This window comes from Micromonospora sp. NBC_01638 (assembly GCF_045209745.1).
GTDB lineage: Bacteria > Actinomycetota > Actinomycetes > Mycobacteriales > Micromonosporaceae > Micromonospora.
In genome coordinates this window covers 6,289,723-6,309,901 of the sequence record NZ_CP109273.1, presented here as the reverse complement: position 1 = coordinate 6,309,901, position 20,179 = coordinate 6,289,723, and the positions used below count along the sequence as shown (strand labels likewise).

Genomic DNA, 20,179 nt, shown 5'->3' with positions numbered 1-20,179 from the left:
CCGGCATGGTGGAGGCGCTGGTCGGACCAGACCGTGGCTGGGCGTGGCTCGGCGTCGGGCTGGTCACCGTCCTCGCGGTCGTCGGCGTCATAAGCCCAAGCCCGACGAGCCCACCACAAACGACGGCTCAACCTCGAACTTCAACCATGATCCCGAATGGCGGCTGCCCTAGCCCGAGGTGCGGTCCCCATTCGGGACGGAACCGGTGATGGGTGCCGTCCGGGTCCGCCCGGGTTCGGTCAGCCGAGCAGATCGCCGGTCGGCAGCGGCAGTGGCAGTTCGGGTAGCGACGGCAACACCGACGGGAGCGGCGCCGACGGCAGCGGCAGTCGGGGCAGCGACGGGTTGGCGGTGGACGTCGGCGAGGGCGCCGGCGCGGGAGGCTGTGGCGCTGGTGCCGTCCTGCTCGGTCCCGGGGCGCCGGAGGGCTCGGGGGCAACGGCCGTCGACACCGCGGGCGACGGCGTCGGGATCGCCGGAGACGTCGCACAGCGAGGCCAGCCGGGGCACGCGAGCGCGGCCAGGTCCCGCAGGACGGCATCGATGTCGGTGCGCAGGCGGGTGCTGTCGGTGGGGTCGGTGATCCGGCCCAGGTCCCCCCGGGCCTGGTCGATCAGCTGCCGGGCCTCCTCGTACCGTCCGGCCGCGACGGCCTCGCGGGCGAGGCCGGTGGTGTGTTCGACGCCGAGCACCTCCGCCCGCTCGGGATAAAGCACCTTGGTCAGCGACCACAGCGGACTGGTCGGCCCGGCGTCGTGGCTGGCGACCCCCAGCCCCGTCGCCAGTATGAGGGCGGTGACCACGGCGGCGGCCAACCCCAGGGCTCGCCGCCCGTGCGGTTGCCACCGGGGCGGGCCGGCGCCGGCGGGGGCGCCGGCCCGGAACTTCCGGACCCGACGGTCGGGATGTGGCGGGTCGGCGCGGACTGTGCCGTCGACCACGGTGTCCGGCTGGTCGGTGCTGACGTCGGCGCGCCAGGCGGCCAGCAGCGCCGTGAGGCCGTCGGCGTCGGCCTCGTGCTCGCCGCGTCCGAGCGCGTCGAGGAGCAGGTCGTCGTGGTTGATCGTGGTGAGGTCCAACTCCTCGCCACCGTCGGGCCGGGGCTCGCTCATGCCGCCACCTCGTCAAGTCCGTCGCCGGCAAGCGTACGGAGCCGGGCCAGGGCACGGGACTGGGCCACCCGTACGGCCGGCGCCGACATGCCGAGGATCGAGCCGACTTCCTCGGCGGTGAGACCGACCGCGACCCGGAGGGTGATGATCTCCCGTTGGACGTCGGGGAGGCGGTGCAGCAGCACCGATAGTCGGCGGGCCAGATCGGTGGCGACAGCCTGCTGCTCCGGCCCCGGTGTGGTGTCCACGTGCTCCAGGTCGGTGTCGGGAACGGCGATGGCGGCGCCGCGGACCGCCGCGCGCTGGGCGTCGGCGACCTTGTTAGCGGCGATGGCGAAGACGAACGCGGAGAACGGCCTGCCCTGGTCGCGATAGCGGGGAAGGGCCTTCAGCACCGCCAGGCAGACCTCCTGGGCGACATCGTCGGCGGTGGTGTACGCCCCGCCGACGCGACCCAGCCGGGCCCGGCAGTAGCGGACCAGCCCCGGCCGCACGGTGGCGAGCAGGGCAGCGAGCGCCGCCCGGTCACCGTGGGCGGCCAGGTGGACGAGCTCTGGCTCGATCGCTGTGGTCATGAGGAGGCGAGACACCTTCGTTACCGGCCGGTTAACCGCACGCTATCGAGACGTACGCCACTTTGCCTAGTTCACCTTCGGTGTTGGTGGAGTAGCGCAAAGAAGTTGTTGCGCCCGGCCGCGCCGTCGCGATGTCTCAGGTAGCGACCCGAGAGTGGAGGGGCGGATGGGCGTCGAGGTGGCGGTGCAGGGACTGACCAAGTCCTTCGGTGGCCAGCCGGTCTGGTCGGACGTCAGCCTGACCCTGCCGGCCGGCGAGATATCCGTCCTGCTGGGCCCGTCCGGCACCGGCAAGTCGGTGTTCCTCAAGACCCTGGTTGGGCTGCTACGCCCCGACGCCGGGTCGATCTGGATCGAGGGCAAGGACCTGCCCCGGCTCTCGGAGCGGGCGCTGTACGAGGTGCGCAAGCTGTTCGGGGTGCTGTTCCAGGATGGTGCGCTGTTCGGCTCGATGACGATCTACGACAACGTGGCCTTCCCGCTGCGGGAGCACACCCGCAAGTCCGAGGCCCAGATCCGCGAGGTGGTCACCGAGAAGCTCGACATGGTGGGCCTGGTCGGTGCCGAGAAGAAACTGCCGGGGGAGATTTCCGGTGGGATGCGCAAGCGGGCCGGTCTGGCCCGCGCGCTCGTGCTCGACCCCCGCATCGTCCTGTTCGACGAGCCCGACTCCGGGCTGGACCCGGTTCGCACCGCGTACCTGAACCAGCTGATCATCGACCTCAACCAGCGGACCGGGGCGACCTTTCTGATCGTCACGCACGACATCAACACCGCGCGCACGGTGCCGGACAACATCGGCCTGATCTACCACGGGCATCTGGCCATGTTCGGGACGCGGGAGTTGCTGCTGTCCAGCACGGAGCCGGTGGTGCGGCAGTTCCTCAACGCCCAGCGCGTCGGACCGATCGGCATGGCCGAGGAGAAGGACGCCGAGGAGTTGCAGGCCGAGGCGGACGCCGGCGTGGAGCTGCCACCGCTGCCGCCCATCTCGCTGCAACTGCCGCCGTCGGACGGGCTGCCCCGCGCCGCCGAGCGGCCCCCGGGGCAGTGGTGCCGGGAGCACGGCGTCACGCCGCCCCCCGGCTCGTTCGCCGGGCTGGCCGACGGGGCGCCCACCGTCACGCCGGCCAGGAACGGGCGGAGGTGACCCCCGATGAGCGGACCCGTCACCGCCGTACGCCACACCGGCGAGTTCTTCGCGTTCTGCCTGGACACCCTGCGCGGCCTCGGCCGGCGACCGGTGCAGGTCCGCGAGTTCGTCCAGCAGGCCTGGTTCATCAGCTCGGTGTCGATCCTGCCCGCCGCGCTCGTCTCCATCCCCTTCGGCGCGGTCATCGCGTTGCAACTCGGCTCGCTGGTGCGCCAGCTCGGCGCGCAGTCGTTCACCGGCGCGGCGTCGGTGCTCGCGGTGGTCCGCGAGGCGGGGCCGATCGTCACCGCGCTGATCATTGCCGGCGCGGGAGGCTCGGCGATCTGCGCCGATCTCGGCTCTCGGAAGATCCGCGAGGAGCTCGACGCGATGCAGGTGCTGGGCATCGACCCCATCCACCGCCTCGTGGTGCCCCGCGTGCTCGCCTCGATGCTGGTCGCCGTGCTGCTCAACGGCCTGGTCAGCGTGGTCGGGGTGACCGGTGGCTACCTGTTCAACGTGGTCCTGCAGGGCGGCACGCCGGGTGCGTACCTGGCCAGCTTCCAGGCCCTGGGACAACTGCCCGACCTGCTGGTGGGCGAGGTCAAGGCGCTGCTCTTCGGCGCCGCCGCCGCGCTGGTCGCCTCGTACAAGGGGATGACCGCCAAGGGCGGCCCAAAGGGGGTCGGCGACGCGGTCAACCAGAGCGTGGTGATCACCTTCATGCTGCTGTTCGCGCTGAACTTCATCGTCACGGCCATCTACTTCCAGGTCGTACCGCAGAAGGGAAGCTGACGTGCCGGCGCTGCGCCACCTCGACAACCTGGGCGGACAACTCGCCTTCTACCTGCGGGCGTTCGCCTGGGCGCCGCGCACCGTGCGCCGCTACAAGCGCGAGGTGATCCGCCTGCTGGCGGAGGTGAGCTTCGGCTCCGGCGCGCTCGCCGTGCTCGGCGGCACCGTCGGTGTCATCTGCTTCCTGACCTTCTTCACCGGCACCGAGGTCGGCCTCCAGGGCTACCAGGCGCTCAACCAGCTCGGCAGCAGCGCGTTCACCGGTTTCGTCTCGGCGTATTTCAACACCCGGGAGATCTCCCCGCTGGTCGCGGCGCTGGCCCTGTCGGCCACCGTCGGCTGCGGGTTCACCGCCCAGCTCGGGGCGATGCGCATCTCCGAGGAGGTGGACGCCCTCGAGGTGATGGGGGTGCCCTCGCTGCCGTTCCTGGTCACCACCCGCATGATCGCCGGGTTCGTCGCGGTCATCCCGCTGTACGTGGTAGGGCTGCTCGCCAGTTACCTGGCCACCCGCACCATCGCCGTTTTCTACTTCGGACAGTCCGCCGGCACGTACGACTACTACTTTCACCTGTTCCTGCCGCCGGAGGACGTGCTCTGGTCCTTCGGCAAGGTGCTGGTGTTCAGCGTGATCGTGGTGCTGGTGCACTGCTACTACGGCTACACCGCCAGCGGCGGGCCCGCCGGCGTCGGCGTCGCGGTCGGACGGGCCGTGCGGCTCGCCATCGTCGCGGTCAACATCGTCGACTTCTTCCTGTCGCTGGCCATCTGGGGCGCCACCACCACCGTTCGGATCGCGGGGTGACCATGAGACATCGCATCCTCGGCATCGTCTTCATCGCCGTGCTGACCGCAGCGTTGACCGCCTCCGTGCTGCAGTACCGCAAGGCGTTCACGCCGGTCACCTGGGTCACCCTGGAGGCCGGCCGGTCCGGCCTGCAGCTCAGCCCGGGCGCCGACGTCAAGGTCCGCGGGGTCGTCGTCGGCGATGTGCGCTCGGTCGACAGCGCGGGCGCGGGCGCGACCATCCGGCTGGCCCTGGACCCGGCCACCACGCCGCGGATCCCCGCCGACGTCAGCGCCCGGCTGCTGCCCAAGACCCTCTTCGGCGAGCGGTACGTCGAGCTCGTGCCGGCCGGCGGCGCCGGCGTACCGATCCATGACGGCGCGGTCATCCCCCAGGACCGCAGCCGCACCGCCGTCGAGCTGGAACGCGTCCTCGACGAGGCGCTGCCGCTGCTCCAGGCGGTGCGGCCCGAACAGCTCGCCGCGACGCTGGGCGCGATCGCCACCGCCCTCGACGGACGCGGCGAGCAGCTCGGCGCGAACATCGAGCGGCTCGGTGCGTACCTGCGGCAGCTGAACCCGGCGATGCCGGCCATCACCGAGGACGTCCGCAAGCTCGCCGTCGTGCTGGACAGCTACGACGCCGCCCTGCCCGACCTGCTCGCCCTGCTGCGGGACGTCACCGTCACCGCCCGCACCGTCACCGACCAACGTGCACAGCTGGCGGCGTTCCTCGCCGACACCACCGACACCGCCGACGCCACCCGCGGCTTCCTCGACCGACACGGCGACCAGATCATCGAACTCGGCCAGGTGAGCCGCCCGGTGCTGGAACTGCTCGCCACGTACGCCCCTGAGTACCCGTGCCTGATGAGCGGCCTGGTCGCCCTGCAACCCCAGGTCGAGGAGGTCTTCGCCGGCGGGCGGATGCACGTGACCCTGGAGGTCACCCGCGACGGAGGCAAGTACGAGAAGGGCCGCGACGAGCCCGTCTACGGCGCGCACGACGGGCCGCAGTGCCGTGGCCTGCCCCACCCGGGGCAGCCAGCGCCCAGCGTGCCAGTCGCCGACGGTTACGACCACGGCGGCGCTCGGCCGCGTACCCCCTTGCCGGTCGGCCTGCCGGCGGCCGTGCCCGCCGCCGGTTCCCCGGCGATGGGCCGGGCCGCCACCGGCGAGGAACGCGCGCTGGTCAAGCCGCTGGTCGGGGCCGTCACCGGCATCCTGCCCGCGGAGGTCCCCGACATCGCGGTCCTGCTGTGGGGGCCGCTGCTGAGAGGAGGGGTGGTGAACGCGCGATGAGTAACAAGGCCATGGCACCTCTGCTGAAGCTGGTGGTATTCGCCGCGGTGACCCTGCTGCTGACGGCGCTGCTCGCGCAGACCCTCGGTGCCTTCCCACCGGGCGGGGTCACCTACCGGGCCCGGTTCACCGACGTCACCGGTCTGCTCCCCGGAGACGACGTCCGCGTCGCCGGTGTGCAGGTCGGCCGGGTCCGTGGCATCACGGTGGTCGACGACACGCTCGCCGAGGTGGCCTTCACGGTCACCTCCGACGTCCCGGTGGCCACCAGCGTCCGCGCCAAGATCCGCTACCGCAACCTGGTGGGCCAGCGGTACGTGGCGCTGAGCGAGGGGCCGGGGGAGGGGCGGCCACTGCGGCCCGACGGCCTCATCCCGCTCGGCCAGACGACACCGGCCCTGGACCTCACGACGCTGTTCAACGGGTTCCGACCCCTTTTCACGGCACTCAGGCCCGAGGACGTCAACAAACTCGCCTACGAGATCATCCAGGTGCTGCAGGGCGAGGGCGGCACGGTCAGCAGCCTGCTGCAACGCACCGCGTCGCTGACCAACACCCTCGCCGACCGGGACGCCGTCATCGGACGGGTCATCACCAACCTCAACGGCGTCCTGGGCACGTTGGCCGACCGGGACCAGAACCTGGACCAGAGCATCAGCCAGCTGCAGCAGTTCGTTTCCGGGTTGTCCGCCGACCGCACGGCCATCGGCGAGTCCCTGGTCAGCATCGGTGAGCTCACCACGGCCACGTCGTCGCTGCTGCGCGACGTACGACCACCGCTCGCTGCGGACGTGCGCGCCCTGGACGAGCTCTCCGGCACTCTCAACCGCAACGCGGCCGTCATCGACAGCACCCTCGGGCGGCTGCCGGAGCGGTACGAGTCCCTGACCCGCGTCGCGTCCTACGGCTCGTGGTTCAACTTTTACCTCTGCGACTTCGACGGCAACGTGGCGGTGTCGGGCCGGGCACCACTCGACCTGCCCACCTTCAGCGCCCCGGCCGCCCGATGCGCGGGAGGCAGCCAGTGACACCGTTTCGGGAACGCAACCCGGTGGTCGTCGGCACGCTCGGGCTGGCGCTGATCGTCGCCGTGCTGCTGGGCGCCTTCCAGCTCGACCGGCTGGCTGACCTCACCGGACGCGGCTACGAGGCGGCCTTCCACGACGCCAGCGGCCTCGTCACCGGCAACGAGGTGCGGGTCGCCGGGGTGCGGGTCGGCAAGGTGACCGCCGTGGAACTCGCCCGCAGCGGCGCGCCGTACGTGCGGGTCGGGTTCCGGGTGGACGACGACAGTGTCCGGCTCGGCACCGACACCGGCGCCACGATCAGGATCAAGACGGTGCTCGGCCAGAAGTACCTGGCCCTCTCGCCGGCCGGGCCGGGTCGGCTGCGCGAGGGCGGGCAGATCCCCCTGGCCCGCACCGCGGCGCCGTTCGACGTGGTGCAGGCGGTCACCGGGCTCGCCGACACGCTCGACAAGGTCGACACCGACCAGCTCGCCGCCGCCTTCACCACCCTGTCCGAGACCTTCGCCGACACCCCCGCGAGCGTCGACGCCTCCCTGGTCGGCCTCTCCCGGCTCTCCCGGACCGTCGCCGGACGCGACGCCGAACTGCGAGCGCTGCTCGACCGCGCCCGTCAGGTGACCGCCGTGCTCGCCACCCGGGACGAGGAGTTCTGCGCACTGGTCACCGACGGTGAGGCGCTGCTGAGCGAGGTGAGCCGGCGTCGGGACGCCATCCACAAACTGCTCGTCGGCACCGACGACCTCGCCACCCAGCTGTCCGGCCTGGTCAGCGACAACCGCGCCCAGCTCGCTCCCGCGCTGCACAAGCTGCGGGAGGTCGTCGCCATCGTGCAGCGCAACCGGGACGACCTGGAGAAAACCATCCAGCGGATGGGGCCGTTCGTCACCGCGTTCGCCAACGTGGTGGGCAACGGCCGCTGGTTCGACTCGTACGTCTCCGGTCTGCTCCAGCCGTACCAGCCCACGGGAGGCCGTTGATGCCCGGACCCATCCAGCGGTGGCGGCGGCCGGTCGCCGTCACCACCGTCCTGCTGGTGGCCGTCGCCGCCGGCGTGGTCGTTCTCCGCGACGGGACACCCCCACGGCAGGTCGTCGCCCACTTCACCCGCGCCGTCGGCGTGTACCCCGGATCGGACGTCCGGGTGCTAGGCGTCCGCGTCGGTGAGGTGGTCGCGGTGACCCCGCAGGGCCGCACCGTCCAGGTGAGAATGTCCTACGACCCGGGGATTGCCGTTCCCGCCGACGCCCAGGCGCTCATCGTGCCGCCCAGCGTGGTCAGCGACCGCTACGTCCAGCTCACCCCCGCCTACGCTGGCGGAGCCGCGCTCGCCGACGGGGCTGAGATACCGCTGGAGCGGACCGCCGCTCCGATGGAGATCGACGACATCTACCAGGCGCTCGACGACTTCAACCGCACCCTCGGGCCGGAGGGCGCCAACCGCGACGGCGCCCTGTCCGACCTGGTCGCCACCGGACGCGCCAACCTGGAGGGCAACGGCCAGAACCTGCACGACACCCTCGACGGCCTGTCCCGGGCCCTGGCCACCCTCTCCGACGGGCGGCAGGACCTCTTCGGGTCGGTGGCCAACCTGCAACGCTTCACCACCGCGCTGACCCGCAGCGACCGGGAGGTGCGCGCCTTCAACCGGCAGTTGGCCGACGTCGCCGAAATGTTGGTCGGGGAACGCGACGAACTGGCCGCGGCGCTGCGCAACCTCTCCACCGCGCTGGCCGACGTGACCACGTTCGTGCGGCAGAACCGCGACGCGCTGACGTCCAACGTCGCCGCGCTGGCGGACGTCACCGGCATCCTGGTCCGTCAGCAACAGGCCGTCATCGGCATCCTCGACGTCGCCCCGCTCGCCCTGGGCAACCTCAACCTGGCCTACAACCCGCGATCCGGCACCCTGGACACCCGCGACAACGTGATGGGTCCCTACGACCCGGCCGGTTTCGCCTGCTCACTGATGGTGGACCAGCTCCCCGCCGCCCAGGTGCCCGCCAAGTGCCTGGCACTCGCGCAGACCCTGCACTCCCGGGGGCTGCCCATGACCGACCAGCTCCGCAAACTCCTCAAGCTGCCGCCCGGCGCCCCGACGACCGGCGGGTCCTCACCGGGGAAACCTCCCCCCAATTCCCCCGGTGCGCCGATCCCCGACCACGCGCCGGGCGGCACCGGCACCACCAGCGACCCCACCCTCGGCGGCATCCTGCGGGGTTTGTCATGACCGCCCGCACACTGTGGACCCTGGCGTGCGCGATCGTGGTGGCGATGCTGCCGGCCGGATGCGGCCTGCCCGACCTCACCGACCTGCCGCTGCCCGGCGGTGCCCCGAAGGGCGACGGGTACGCCGTCACCGCCGAGTTCAGTGACGTGCTCGACCTGGTGCCGCAGGCCGCCGTGAAGGTCGACGACGTGACGGTCGGCAGCGTGGAGAAGATCTCCCTGACCGGCTGGACCGCACGGGTCACCCTGCGCATCGGCGCGGACGTACGCCTGCCGTCCAACGCGACGGCCGCCGTCCGGCAGAGCAGCCTGCTGGGCGAGAAGTACGTGACCGTCGCGCCGCCACCCACCGGCGCCTCCTCCGGTCGACTCGCCGACGGTGACCTCATCCCGCTGTCGCGGACCGCTCGCGGCGCCGAGGTGGAGGAGGTCCTCGCCGCGCTCGGGCTGCTGCTCAACGGCGGTGGTCTGGCGCAGCTGAGGACCATCAACCAGGAGCTCGGCGCCGCACTCGAGGGGCGGGAGCCCGCCGTCCGGGACGCGCTGGACCAGCTGGACACGTTCATCGGCGGGCTGGACAAGCAGAAAACCGACCTGGTCCGCGCCCTCGACGCCCTGGACCGGCTCAGCGGCCGGCTCGATCGTCAGAAGCAGGTGCTCGGCGATGCCGTGGACTCCCTGGCCCCGGGCCTGACCGTGCTGGCCGAGCAGCGCGCCCAACTGACCCGGGCGCTGACCGCACTGGACCGGCTGGGCGACGTCGGCACCCGGGTGGTCAACAGCAGCCGCGACGACACGCTGGCCGACGTACGGGCGCTGCAACCGATCCTGGAGCAGCTGACACGTGCCGGGGACGACCTGCCGAAGTCGCTCGACTTCATGCTGTCGTTCCCGTTCCCACCCAATGTCACCGGCGCGATCGTCGGCGACTTCGTCAACCTCTCCATCACCGCCGACCTCGACTCGGCGTCGATCCTGGCGAACCTGGTCGCCGCTGCCCCCGCCGCACCGGCCCGTCCGCACACGCCGGCAAAGGGCGCCACCCCCGGTGGGGCACCGGCGGCCGGTGGCGGCGCACCGACCATGCCGCGGCCCGGCGGCGGGTCCCGCCCGCTGCCCGACCTGCCGATCCTGAAGTGCCTGCCCGACCCGCTCAACTTCCCCGCGACCTGGACGCCGCCGAAGGACTGTCTGCTGCCGGAGGGCTGCGTCCTGCTCAAGCCCGGCTCGAAGGTGCCCATCGGCGGGCTGATCCTGCCGAAGGGCCTCGTGCCACCGGGCACGGTCTTTCCCGTCGGGACCGAACTGCCCTCCGGCACGGTCCTGACGGCACAGTGCATCCTGCCGCTGACCGGCGCGGTGATCGGACAGATCGGCACCCTGCCGGACCTGCTGTCCGAAGGGTTGAAGCCATGATCGGACGTACCGCGAAGGTGCAGGTTCTGGCGTTCGTGCTGGTGAGCGTCCTCGGCGTCAGCTACGTCGGCATCCGCTACGTCGGGCTGGGCGACCGGTTGCTCGGCGGAAGCTACGTCGTCCACCTGGACCTCGCCCGGGCCGGCGGCATCTTCCCCAACGCCCCGGTCACCTACCGCGGGGTGCCCGTCGGCCGGGTCGACGCAGTCGCCCTGCGCGGTGACGGGGTCCGCGCCGACCTGCGGTTGCAGCGCGACGTCCGGGTACCGGACGACCTGCGGGCCGTGGTGGCGCACCGCTCCGCCGTCGGTGAGCAGTACGTGGACCTGCGTCCGGAGCGCGACAGCGGGCCGTACCTCGCCGACGGCGCGGTGATCCCGGCCGAGCGGACCGGTGTCCCGCTCGCGCCGGAGGTGCTGCTGAGCAACCTCGACGCCCTGGTCCGCTCCGTCGGCCCGGAGGATCTCACCGTCCTGATCACCGAACTCGGCACCGCGTTCGAGGGCAACGAGCTGGCCTTGGCCCGGATCCTCGACCACGGGGACGCGCTGCTGACCGATGCGACCACCCACTTGCCGGAGACACTCGCGCTGATCAACGACGGGCGGACCGTGCTCACCACCCAGGCCGAGTCGGCCGAGGCGCTGCGCCGGTGGGCGGCAGGACTGGCCCAGCTGGCGGCCACCGTCCGCGACGCCGACCCGGACCTGCGGCGGCTGCTCGCCGCCGGGCCTCCCGCCGGGCGGGAACTGGTCGCGTTGCTGCGCGGGCTGGAACCGACGGTCGGCACCCTGCTCGGCAACCTCGTGACTGTCAACGGCATCGCCGCTCGGCGGCTGCCCGGCATCGAGCAGCTGCTGGTGGTGTACCCGATCGCCGTCTCCGGCGGTTTCACCGTCACTCCGGGCGACGGCACCGCCCACCTCGGCCTGGTCCTCAACGTCAACGATCCGCCGTCCTGCGTGTACCGCGGCGGCGGAACCACGTGCGGCGCGGGGGAGCGGGCGGCCGGCGCCAGCGTGCGCGGCGCCGCCAACGCCCCTCGTCCGGGTGGCCGGGAACCGGCCTCCGACCCGGGGCGGCCCGGAGCCGCCCCGCCCGCCGGGAGCGAGACCGGCGGGTACGACCCCGCGACCGGCCTGGTGCTCGGCTCGGACGGCCGGCCATTGCAGTTCGGTGGGACCGGGGGTCAGTCCCGGATGGCCGGGGACCAGTCGTGGAAGCAGTTGCTACTCGCCGGGGTGACGCCGTGAGCGACGCGAAGAAGGAGGCGCAGATGCGGGCCCGGAGGGACCACACGCTGAAAGTCATCAAGGGGGCGAAGGCTGGAGTTCCCGGCCGTGCGTCGCAGCGCCGGATCGTTCCCCGCCAGCTTCCCCGACCGACGGAGCCGATCCAGGACCTGCTGCGGCGGCTCGACCAGGAACCGGTCGAGGATCCGACGGAGTTCGAGGATCCGGCGGGCGGGGACGGTCCGTTGGGGGAGCCGGCCAGGGCCGTGCCGGGGGGATGGCGACGGATGTCCATCGTCCTGCTCGTCGTACTCCTCGCTGCCACGCTCGCCGCCGCCGGCGTGACCGGGCACCGGTGGTACGTCGACCGGGCGACGGAGCAGGCCCGGCAGGCGGCCGTCGCGGCAGCCAAACAGGCCAGCGTCAACTTCGTCTCGGTCAGCGCGGCCAGCGTCGACCGGGACATCCAGCGGATCACGACCGGGGCCACCGGCGACTTCAGGGACGAGTTCACTCGGGGGCAGTCGCAGGTGCGCGCTGCGGTCGTGGAGAACAAGGTCGACTCGCGCGGGTCCGTGCTGCGGGCCGGACTGGTCTCCGGGGACCTGCGCAGGGCGGTCGTGCTGGTGGCCGTCGACGCCACCGTCAAGAACGTCAAGGCACCCGAGGGGCGGCCGTCGCACTACCGGATTCAACTGGACCTGGTCCGCGACCGGGAATCCGACCGGTGGCTCGTGTCCCGCCTGCAGTTCGTCGGCTGAGAGAGGGAGGACCTGTGCGTACCCTGGTCGAACTCGTGCGACGGCCGCGCGCCCCCTGGCGGCGCCCGGCCCGGATCCGGCTCGTCCCGGCCCTGGCCGTCGCGATCGTGCTCGCGGCCGCCGTCGCCGGTCTCGGCTGGTGGGGCGACCACCGCGCCGGGCAGCGGGACGCGGCCGTACGACAGGCCTTGGCCACGGCGCCCGCCGCCGCCAAGGCGATCTTCTCCTACGACTACCGCACGTTCGACGACAGCGTCGCCAACGGCCGCACCTTCGCCACCGGCCCCTTCGGCACGGAGTATGAGCAGACCACGGCTGCGCTGAAGCAGACCGCAGCCACGCAGCAGGCGATCGTGGCGGCGGAGGTGTCCGCGACGGGCGTGGTGACCGCGACCGCCGAACGGGTCGAACTGCTCGTGTACCTCAACCAGTACCGGCGCAACGTGAACACGGCCGGGGAGAAGGTTGACCAGAACCGCGTGGTGCTCACACTGGTCCCGGTCGACGGGGAGTGGAAGGTTTCCAGGGCAGAGGCCATCTGACGCCCTCGCCATCCATGCAGCCACCAGAGGCGCGTTGCTGGCGCCGATGGTTCAGTACGGGACCGCGGTGAAGGGTTGAGGCCTGCAGCCACAATGAATACGTGAGCCTCGATATTGACCACATCTACGTACCCATCAAGTTCGACCTCGGTGGCACCGTGCAGGACGTGGAGCCGGCCATTCCGTTGCTGGCCGGGTTGGGCACCATCACGGTCGACGTGGTCGAGCACGAGGAGACCAGGGCATACAACATCTCGTACCTCGCCACCCATCCTCCGGTGCTGCAGCTCTCCCTCGGCACCTCGGCGGTACGGATCGGCCGCACCACGTGGGCCACCAGCACCCAGGTTGTGATCTACCCGGCGCTGGGGGTGATCTCGGTGGACCTACGGTTCGCCGCACCCGAGCCAGCGGTCAGCACCGAGGACATCTGCCAGTTCTATGACGACCTGATCCGCGAGAACACCGTCGACTACTTCCGGCACCTGCGCGACCTCGACACCTTCCCGCCGAACCTGGCCAGACACCTGAGCAAGGTCGAGGCCGAGAACTTCGAGGCGGGTGGGCTGACGGTCGCGGCCTATGTGGAGGCGATCCGGGGGATCCTTCGGGACTCGGCCGGGTTCGAGCCGCGGGAACGCCGCTACCCGTTCCAGAACATGCGGCAGTTCTTCGTGCTGCGCGGCCCCGAGCAGCATGAGAACGCGCCGATCGTCGAGTCGCTGCTGCGGCTCTCCGCTCTGCCGGTGACCCCGGGTGCGGCGGCGGACGACGGGCCGCTGCGCCTACGCGGCCTCATGGTGCGCACCACCGGCTGGTCCACGGTGGCCGTCCTGCACGACGGGGTCGACGGTGGTACGGCGGCGGTGCGGCTGGTGCAGGACATGTACGGGCAGATCCACGCGCAGTGGTTCTTCTGCCAACTCTGGGTGGGGGTGGATCCGAACGACCGCGACGAGCTGGTCGGGCCGGGGCACTCACTGGGTGCGCGCATCACCCACCTCGCGCGGGTGCAACTGCAACTCGCTCGAGGGCTGGCCGAGGTCGGCAACGTGGACCTGATGTACCGGGATCCGGTGCGGATCGCGGTGGCCACCTTCCTCATCGACGGGCTGCGGGTGTCCCGGCACCTGCAGGCCGCTCGGCAGCGCCTGGAACTGCTCCGCAGCAATCTGGGCCAGCTCTTCGGGTTGCAGACGGCGCTGTTCCAGCAACGGCTCCAGTGGCTGTTCTCGGTCACCGCGGTTGCCGGCGTCGCCGCGCTCCTGCCGGAGATGATGCAGGTCGAGAGCATGCCCTGGCGGATCGTGACGGCCGCCTTGTTCGGCACGCTGGCGGTGTTCTGCTGGCTCCTGATCCGGCTGCTCGGACGCGCCGGCCTCAAGGCGGACCGGGTGGGCTGGGCAGTCGCTCGGATCCCGGGCAGGGCACGGCGGAGGCCGCTCGGGTGGGTCCGGCGGCTCCGCCGGCGGACCGGGTGACCCCCTGTCGCACACACCCCCGCACGCCAGGAGAGGGTTCCCGTCGTCCTGCTCACCTCGCTCGGGGTGGTCCCTCACCCCGACGCCGTCCAGCACATCTCAGCCCGGTCGACCCGGGCAAGGATCTTTACGCACTCTAGACAGCCGACGCGCCGGGTTTTCACGCCGCCGATACGTCACCCGGGCCGTACCGTCGGCCACACGTGCGTCCACGACGTTCGACCCGGGGCGGTGCGGGGTTGAGAACCGGAGTCCACGACACGAGGAATGCCCGGATGAACTAGATGTTGCGGAGCACGAGGTTGACGACACGCGCCCGGGCGGAACTCAGTTGCGTGGTGACCGGTGAGTTTGAGTAGTGTTTGCGCCATGTCGAGCCCTGAGGCATCCAAGGTGGGGGCTTTCGGTCACGCCGTCAGCCCCCTGAACCACTGAGTTCATAGTCCGCTTCCCAGCAGCCTTTGCTGTATGGGCATTTGCGCGCACCCTTGGGTGCTGGCCGCGGTGACGAGACGTCTCCTCGTTCTCTCTCACCTCGGAGTTTTTCTTGATGCCTCTGCCGCTGTACCTGCTTGCCGTGGCGGTCTTCGCCATGGGCACCTCGGAGTTCATGCTCGCCGGCTTGGTGCCGGACATCGCCGCAAGCCTCGACGTGTCGGTCGGGGCCGCCGGGCTTTTGACCTCGGCGTTTGCTGTCGGGATGATCGTCGGCGCGCCGCTGATGGCGGCGCTTGCGCGCTGGTGGCCTGTCCGGGCCAGCCTGCTGTGCTTCGTGCTGGTTTTTGCCGTGGCCCACGTCGTGGGCGCTCTCACGACGAGTTTCGCGGTTCTGCTTGTTACCCGGGTGATCGCCGCCCTAGCCAACGCGGGCTTCCTTGCTGTGGCACTGAGCACGGCGGCCACGCTCGTCGCATCTGATCAGAAAGGGCGCGCGCTGGCGGTGCTGCTCTCGGGTACGACGGTGGCCACCATCGCTGGAGTTCCCGGTGGTGCGGTGCTCGGCACGGTGCTTGGCTGGCGGGCAACCTTCTGGGCGATCGCACTGCTCTGCTTTCCCGCTGCCTTCGGCGTCGTAAAGGGCATCCCGGTCCGTGTCGGAAAGGCCCCTCGGGACACTCCGACTGGCTCGTCTCTTCGGAACGAGATCGCCCAGCTCGAGATGCCCAGGCTGGTCCTAGTCATGCTGCTAGGTGCCCTCGTCAACGCTGCCACCTTCGCCACGTTCACCTTCCTGGCACCGATCGTGACTGACACCGCCGGCCTGGGCGAGTTGTGGGTCTCGGTCGTGCTGGTGCTCTTTGGGGTTGGGTCCTTCGTCGGCGTCACCCTCGCGGGACGGCTCTCCGATCAGCGTCCCGGCATCGTGATCGCAGTCGGTGGCCCGTTGCTGCTGCTCGGCTGGGTCGCGTTGGCGACCCTGGCTGCCCAACCGGTGGCGCTTCTGCTCCTCGTGTTCGTGCAGGGCACGCTTTCCTTCGCGTTGGGCAGCACCCTGATCACCAGGGTGCTCTATGAGGCAGCAGGCGCCCCCACCATGGGAGGGTCGTACGCGACCGCGGCGCTCAACATCGGTGCTGCCGGCGGCCCCGCCGTCGCAGCAGTGACCCTCGGGGCCAATGCTGGCGACCTCGGCCCGGTATGGGTCAGCGGCCTCCTGGTTACGGTCGCACTGCTCATCGCCCTGCCCCTCCGGCGATTCATCGCACCCCGCGTCGGCCAGGCGATTCGATGACCCACGCGAACGCTCCGTTGAGTGTCGAGGGACGGCGGCAACTCATCGAGCGCTGCCGAACCCGCCCAATCGCTCATGTCGTGGAGCGGTTCGACCTGGACGCCGAGCCGGAGGTGGGTGCCGCGCTGCTGCGCGCCGCCCACGACGCGCTGGGCGGGCCCGGCTTGTACTACGCCGCCAGGCCGGCGCACTGGCGGCGCCGGCCTGAGGTGCTGGCCGTGGTCAAGGCGATGGCCGGAGATCGTCGGCAGCCGCCGGGTACGTGGGTGGTCGCGGTGGCCATCCCGCCTGCCATCGGCCCGGGCAAGCCGAGCAGACCACCGCCCGACCCGCCAGCGTCCGAACATGCGTCGCGCCATGCTAGAGCTGACGATCAAGGGTTCGATCAGCGCAGGATCGCCTCGACGAAGTCGGCGCCGAGGCGGGCGCAGACCGTCAGGTCGAGCTGGTGGTGCACGTATCGCCCGCGCCTGCTCACCGTGGTGAGCCCGGCCTGCTTGAGCACGGCGAGGTGGCGGGAGACCTCGGGCGCGCTGAGCTGCCACGCCTCGGCGATCTCCCCGGTCGTGTGCGGGCCCCGGGCGAGCGTGCGGGCGATCCGCCGCCGCACCGGGTGGGCGAGCGCGTCAATCCGCCGCTGGATCAGGTCGAGCGGCACGGGGTGCGGCAGCCCGGCCTCGGCCGACGGATATTGCACGACCGGCCGCCAGCCCGGCGCGTGCACGACGAGCAGGTGCGGTCGGCCGAACGCGGTCGGGGTGAAGGTGACCCCCTGCCCCTGCGCGGTAGTCGCGTTGTCCTGCAGCTTGTCGATGAGGATCCGCCGTCCGTCGGGGGAGCGGGTCGTCGCGGGGGAGACCGCCGCGAGCACCGTGTCGAGGCTGTGCCGGGCCAGCAGGTCCGCCTTGTGCCGGGAGTCTGCGGCGAGCTGATGCTGCACCCGGGCCCACGACTCGACGAAGAAGGCCTGCTCACAGTCCTCCAGGAGGCGGCGCACCCAGGCGCGTACACCCGGAGGGTCGGCGAGGAGCTGGTCGGCGAAGTCGGCCTGGCGCGGCCCGCGAGCCAGCGCCAGCTCCCGGGCCCGGTGCCGAGCGTCGGCGTCGACCAGCGGTGAGCGCAGGCGGCGCTGGGGCGTGGAGCCGCAGCTCGTGGTGATCAGAGCAGCCGCGACATAGGTCTCGTCATCGAGCCGGTCCACGTCGTCGAGCTCGGCGGCGAGGGTGTCGCGGGGCTGGCCCGGCACGAAGAAGTCGGCCCGAGCCGACCGCCACAGGAAATCGGCCTCCAGCAGCCGGTCGCTCAGCTCCGGCTTGAGCGACGCGGCGGTCGCGGTGATCCAGCCGTGCAGCGCCGGGTGGTGCGCGGGCTCCGCCAGCGCGTGCAGCATCGCGGCCAGCTCACCCAGCGGTGAGGGAGAAAAGATAAACCGCTCATCCGGTACGCCGGTAATGTCGATCGTCAGTCCCACGCCGCCCATCGTGACACCACCCGCCGGGGCGGGCCGCGACACTTGACGAGGATCGTCAACCGGCGTGGCCCGGGACCACCCGGCGGCGACGGTGGTCGGCGTGACGAAGCAGAAGGATGAACGGCTGGGCTGGGCGGCGCTGCTGCACGCCGGCGGCGGTCCGCGATACACGCTGGCTCTGGTGATCGACTCGGTGGGCGGCGGCCTGCTCCGCCCGTTCCTGCTGCTCTACGGCATCGTCGTGCTCCACCTGAGCGCCGGTGCGGCAGGGCTGGCGCTCTCGGCCGGGCTGCTCGCGGGCCTGGTCGTGCTGCCGCTCGCGGGACGGTGGATCGACCGGGGTGCGAGGTCGGCCGTTGTCGCGGCGACGCTGCTCGTCCGGGTGGCCGGGGTCGGCGTGCTGCTCGCCGGGGACGGCGAGGCGGGCTTCCTCGCCGCGTCGGTGCTGCTGGGGTTGGGCAGCCAGGCCTGGCCGGCCGCGCACGCGGCCCTTGTCGCCGCGCTCACCACCGGCCGCCGCCGGGATGCGGCGCTCGCCGCCGGGCGTTCGGTGCGCAACGCGGGCCTCGGCGCCGGAGCGCTGATCGCCACTGTCGCGGTGACGGGCGGGGATGGGGTCCTGCGGGCGCTCGCCGCCCTGACCGGGCTGGGGTTCCTCGTCTCCGGGCTGCTCGTCGCCTCGATGCGGCTGCGGGTGCCCGACCGCCCGGCGGTGGCGAGCGAGCGGGGCGGGGCGGGGCGGGGCACCTGACCGGGCTGCTCTGGGCCAACCTGCCCTTCGCGCTCTGCTTCAGCGTGCTCGAGGTAGCGCTGCCCGCGGTGATGGTGACGCAGCTCGACGTGTCGCTGGTCTGGTCGGCGGGGATGTTTGTGGGCAACACCGTGCTCGTCATCGCGGTGCAGGTGCCGCTCGTCGTCTGGCTGGGCCGGTGGCACCGCAGATCGGTCCTAGCCGCCTCGGGGGTGGTGCTCGCGGGCTCCTATCTGGGGTTCTGGGCGGCGGCCGGGGTGGGTGGCGACACCGGTGCGGCGCTCGTCGCGGTGGTCTGCGTGCTCTACACCGCCGGGGAGATCCTCTACACGGGCAGCGGGACGGCGCTCGTCATCGCGAGCACGCCAGAGCGGCTGGTGGGGCGCGCGCTGGTGCGCTGGCAGCTCTCCACCGGGCTGGGAATGGCCGTCGCGCCCGCGATCCTGACGGGCCTGCTCGCGGTCGGCCCGTCGGCGCTGTGGCTGATGCTGGCACTCACCACACTGGCCGGCGCGGCCGTGGTGCTGCGCACGCCGACGGGAGAGGGGGTCAGGCCGGGCCGGCGGCGCTCGGCTCGCCGGGCTGGTCGAGCAGAGGGAGCGGCTGAGATGCTCCTGGACGGGCACGCCGTTGCCGGCCATCTCTCGCTGTCGGGCCGTCCACTGTTGGAAACGTTTTCATAACGAGCCCTTGACCTTGCCGCCGCAGGCGGCGCAAACTCCCGGAAACGTTTACAGCTATCGGGTGGAGGTGCCAAGCGTGGGTCGTAAACGTTTACAGGAATCGGCGGACGGCCGGCCCACGGTGCACACGGTCGCCGCCCGCGCCGGTGTCTCCATCGCGTCCGCCTCGCGGGTGCTCAACGGGATCGGCGGCAGCCCGGAGACGGTCCGCAAGGTGCGCGCCGCGGCGGCCGAGGTGGGCTACGTGCCGAACGCGATCGCCCGGTCACTGCAGTCCCAGCGCACCGGCCTGGTCGCGCTCGCCGTCGAGGACATCGGCAACCCGGTCTACGTGGAGATGATGCGCGCCATCGAGTCCGTGGTCGCCTCCTCCGGGCGGCAGCTGCTGGTGCACGCCACCGGCGGGCGGATCGACAACGAGACCGCCCTGCTGCGCCGGCTGGCCAACCGCTACGTGGACGGGATGATCGTCTCGCCGATCCGGGTCACCGACGACCACCTGACCGCGCTCGTGGACAGCCCGGTGCCGGTGGTGGTGGTCGGCCAACTCGGCGCGGACGCCGCGGTGGACAACGTGCGTACCGATTCCCGGCACGGTGTGGCGCTGGCCGTGGATCACCTCGTCGCCACCGGCCGTCGCCGGATCGGCTTCGTCAACGGCCCGCTCGACACCGTCCCGGGCGCCACGCGTGACGCCGGCTTCCGGGCAGCGCTGGCGCGACACGACATCCGGCTCGACGAGGACCTGATCGAGGTCGGCGACTTCCAGTACGCCGCCGGCCGGGCCGCCACCGAGCGGCTGCTCGCCCGCGCCGACCCGGATGCCCTGGTCTGCGCCAACGACCTCATCGCGGTCGGGGCGCTGCACGCCCTGCTCGCCGCCGGGCGCCAGGTGCCGCAGGACGTCGCCCTCGTCGGCATGGACGACACCGAGCTCGCCCGGATGATGTTTCCCCAGCTCTCCAGCGTCTCGCTCGGCTCGGCCGAGCGCGGTCGCCGGGCCGCAGAGCTGCTCCTGCAACGCATCGCCGACCCGACCCTGCCGCCCCGGCGCGAGCAGGTGCCACCGAGTCTCACCGTCCGCGCGTCCAGTGGCGCGACGCCGCCGGTCTCCCGGCCGGCCGGCCCACCCACCCGTCCAGCGAAGGGGTGAC

19 protein-coding genes are annotated in these 20,179 nt (G+C 71.7%); 16 read left to right on the top strand and 3 right to left on the bottom strand.

Features of this window, described 5'->3' with window-relative positions:
* Positions 1 to 239: 239 nt before the first annotated feature.
* Positions 240 to 1,112: an anti-sigma-D factor RsdA gene (locus OG811_RS29475; RefSeq protein ID WP_406070403.1), complete on the bottom strand. Its 873-nt coding sequence runs from the start codon at positions 1,110 to 1,112 to the stop codon at positions 240 to 242.
* Complete coding sequence (gene shbA / locus OG811_RS29470) at positions 1,109 to 1,687, bottom strand: RNA polymerase sigma factor ShbA (RefSeq protein ID WP_406070401.1); 579 nt, start codon at positions 1,685 to 1,687, stop codon at positions 1,109 to 1,111. The genes OG811_RS29475 and shbA overlap by 4 nt, the downstream gene beginning before the upstream one ends.
* A 166-nt stretch (positions 1,688 to 1,853) precedes the next feature.
* Here shbA and OG811_RS29465 point away from each other — a divergent pair, with 166 nt between their 5' ends.
* The 13 genes from OG811_RS29465 to OG811_RS29405 all read left to right on the top strand — a co-directional run bounded on the left by OG811_RS29465 (position 1,854) and on the right by OG811_RS29405 (position 16,120).
* Positions 1,854 to 2,837 carry an ABC transporter ATP-binding protein gene (locus tag OG811_RS29465; RefSeq protein ID WP_406070399.1) on the top strand — a complete coding sequence of 328 codons (984 nt, stop codon included), beginning with the start codon at positions 1,854 to 1,856 and terminating at the stop codon, positions 2,835 to 2,837.
* A gap of 6 nt (positions 2,838 to 2,843) precedes the next feature.
* A complete protein-coding gene (locus OG811_RS29460) occupies positions 2,844 to 3,614 on the top strand; it encodes an MlaE family ABC transporter permease (protein WP_406070398.1) in 771 nt (256 codons plus the stop codon).
* Between the two features lies 1 nt (position 3,615).
* Positions 3,616 to 4,419 (top strand): MlaE family ABC transporter permease, encoded by an 804-nt coding sequence (locus OG811_RS29455; RefSeq protein WP_406070397.1) that lies wholly within the window; start codon positions 3,616 to 3,618, stop codon positions 4,417 to 4,419.
* A gap of 2 nt (positions 4,420 to 4,421) precedes the next feature.
* Positions 4,422 to 5,702: an MCE family protein gene (locus tag OG811_RS29450; protein ID WP_406075972.1), complete on the top strand. Its 1,281-nt coding sequence runs from the start codon at positions 4,422 to 4,424 to the stop codon at positions 5,700 to 5,702.
* Positions 5,699 to 6,730: an MCE family protein gene (locus OG811_RS29445; RefSeq protein WP_406070396.1), complete on the top strand. Its 1,032-nt coding sequence runs from the start codon at positions 5,699 to 5,701 to the stop codon at positions 6,728 to 6,730. Before OG811_RS29450 ends, OG811_RS29445 begins: the two co-directional genes overlap by 4 nt.
* Positions 6,727 to 7,707, top strand: coding sequence for an MCE family protein (locus tag OG811_RS29440; protein ID WP_406070395.1), 981 nt, complete (start codon positions 6,727 to 6,729; stop codon positions 7,705 to 7,707). Before OG811_RS29445 ends, OG811_RS29440 begins: the two co-directional genes overlap by 4 nt.
* Entirely contained in the window at positions 7,707 to 8,957 is a 1,251-nt protein-coding gene (locus OG811_RS29435) for an MCE family protein (protein WP_406070393.1), read from the top strand. Before OG811_RS29440 ends, OG811_RS29435 begins: the two co-directional genes overlap by 1 nt.
* A complete protein-coding gene (locus OG811_RS29430) occupies positions 8,954 to 10,372 on the top strand; it encodes an MCE family protein (RefSeq protein ID WP_406070391.1) in 1,419 nt (472 codons plus the stop codon). Before OG811_RS29435 ends, OG811_RS29430 begins: the two co-directional genes overlap by 4 nt.
* Positions 10,369 to 11,625 carry an MCE family protein gene (locus OG811_RS29425; protein WP_406070390.1) on the top strand — a complete coding sequence of 419 codons (1,257 nt, stop codon included), beginning with the start codon at positions 10,369 to 10,371 and terminating at the stop codon, positions 11,623 to 11,625. Before OG811_RS29430 ends, OG811_RS29425 begins: the two co-directional genes overlap by 4 nt.
* The gene (locus OG811_RS29420) at positions 11,622 to 12,365 is read left to right on the top strand and encodes a hypothetical protein (RefSeq protein WP_406070388.1); all 744 of its coding nucleotides are present in this window, start codon (positions 11,622 to 11,624) and stop codon (positions 12,363 to 12,365) included. Before OG811_RS29425 ends, OG811_RS29420 begins: the two co-directional genes overlap by 4 nt.
* Positions 12,366 to 12,379: 14 nt before the next feature.
* Complete coding sequence (locus OG811_RS29415; RefSeq protein WP_406070387.1) at positions 12,380 to 12,907, top strand: hypothetical protein; 528 nt, start codon at positions 12,380 to 12,382, stop codon at positions 12,905 to 12,907.
* Between the two features lie 101 nt (positions 12,908 to 13,008).
* Positions 13,009 to 14,388, top strand: a complete 1,380-nt coding sequence (locus OG811_RS29410) for a hypothetical protein (RefSeq protein ID WP_406070386.1) — start codon at positions 13,009 to 13,011, stop codon at positions 14,386 to 14,388.
* A 550-nt stretch (positions 14,389 to 14,938) separates the two neighbouring features.
* Complete coding sequence (locus OG811_RS29405; protein ID WP_406070385.1) at positions 14,939 to 16,120, top strand: Cmx/CmrA family chloramphenicol efflux MFS transporter; 1,182 nt, start codon at positions 14,939 to 14,941, stop codon at positions 16,118 to 16,120.
* A 385-nt stretch (positions 16,121 to 16,505) separates the two neighbouring features.
* Here OG811_RS29405 and OG811_RS29400 read toward each other — a convergent pair whose 3' ends face one another.
* Positions 16,506 to 17,600 carry a DUF5937 family protein gene (locus OG811_RS29400; protein ID WP_406070384.1) on the bottom strand — a complete coding sequence of 365 codons (1,095 nt, stop codon included), beginning with the start codon at positions 17,598 to 17,600 and terminating at the stop codon, positions 16,506 to 16,508.
* A gap of 91 nt (positions 17,601 to 17,691) precedes the next feature.
* Between OG811_RS29400 and OG811_RS29395 the strand changes: the two genes are divergently transcribed.
* The 3 genes from OG811_RS29395 to OG811_RS29385 all read left to right on the top strand — a co-directional run bounded on the left by OG811_RS29395 (position 17,692) and on the right by OG811_RS29385 (position 20,178).
* The gene (locus tag OG811_RS29395) at positions 17,692 to 18,342 is read left to right on the top strand and encodes an MFS transporter (RefSeq protein ID WP_406070383.1); all 651 of its coding nucleotides are present in this window, start codon (positions 17,692 to 17,694) and stop codon (positions 18,340 to 18,342) included.
* Between the two features lie 44 nt (positions 18,343 to 18,386).
* Positions 18,387 to 19,025, top strand: a complete 639-nt coding sequence (locus tag OG811_RS29390; protein ID WP_406070382.1) for an MFS transporter — start codon at positions 18,387 to 18,389, stop codon at positions 19,023 to 19,025.
* Positions 19,026 to 19,101: 76 nt separating this feature from the next.
* Entirely contained in the window at positions 19,102 to 20,178 is a 1,077-nt protein-coding gene (locus OG811_RS29385; protein ID WP_406070381.1) for a LacI family DNA-binding transcriptional regulator, read from the top strand.
* Position 20,179 lies beyond the last annotated feature (1 nt).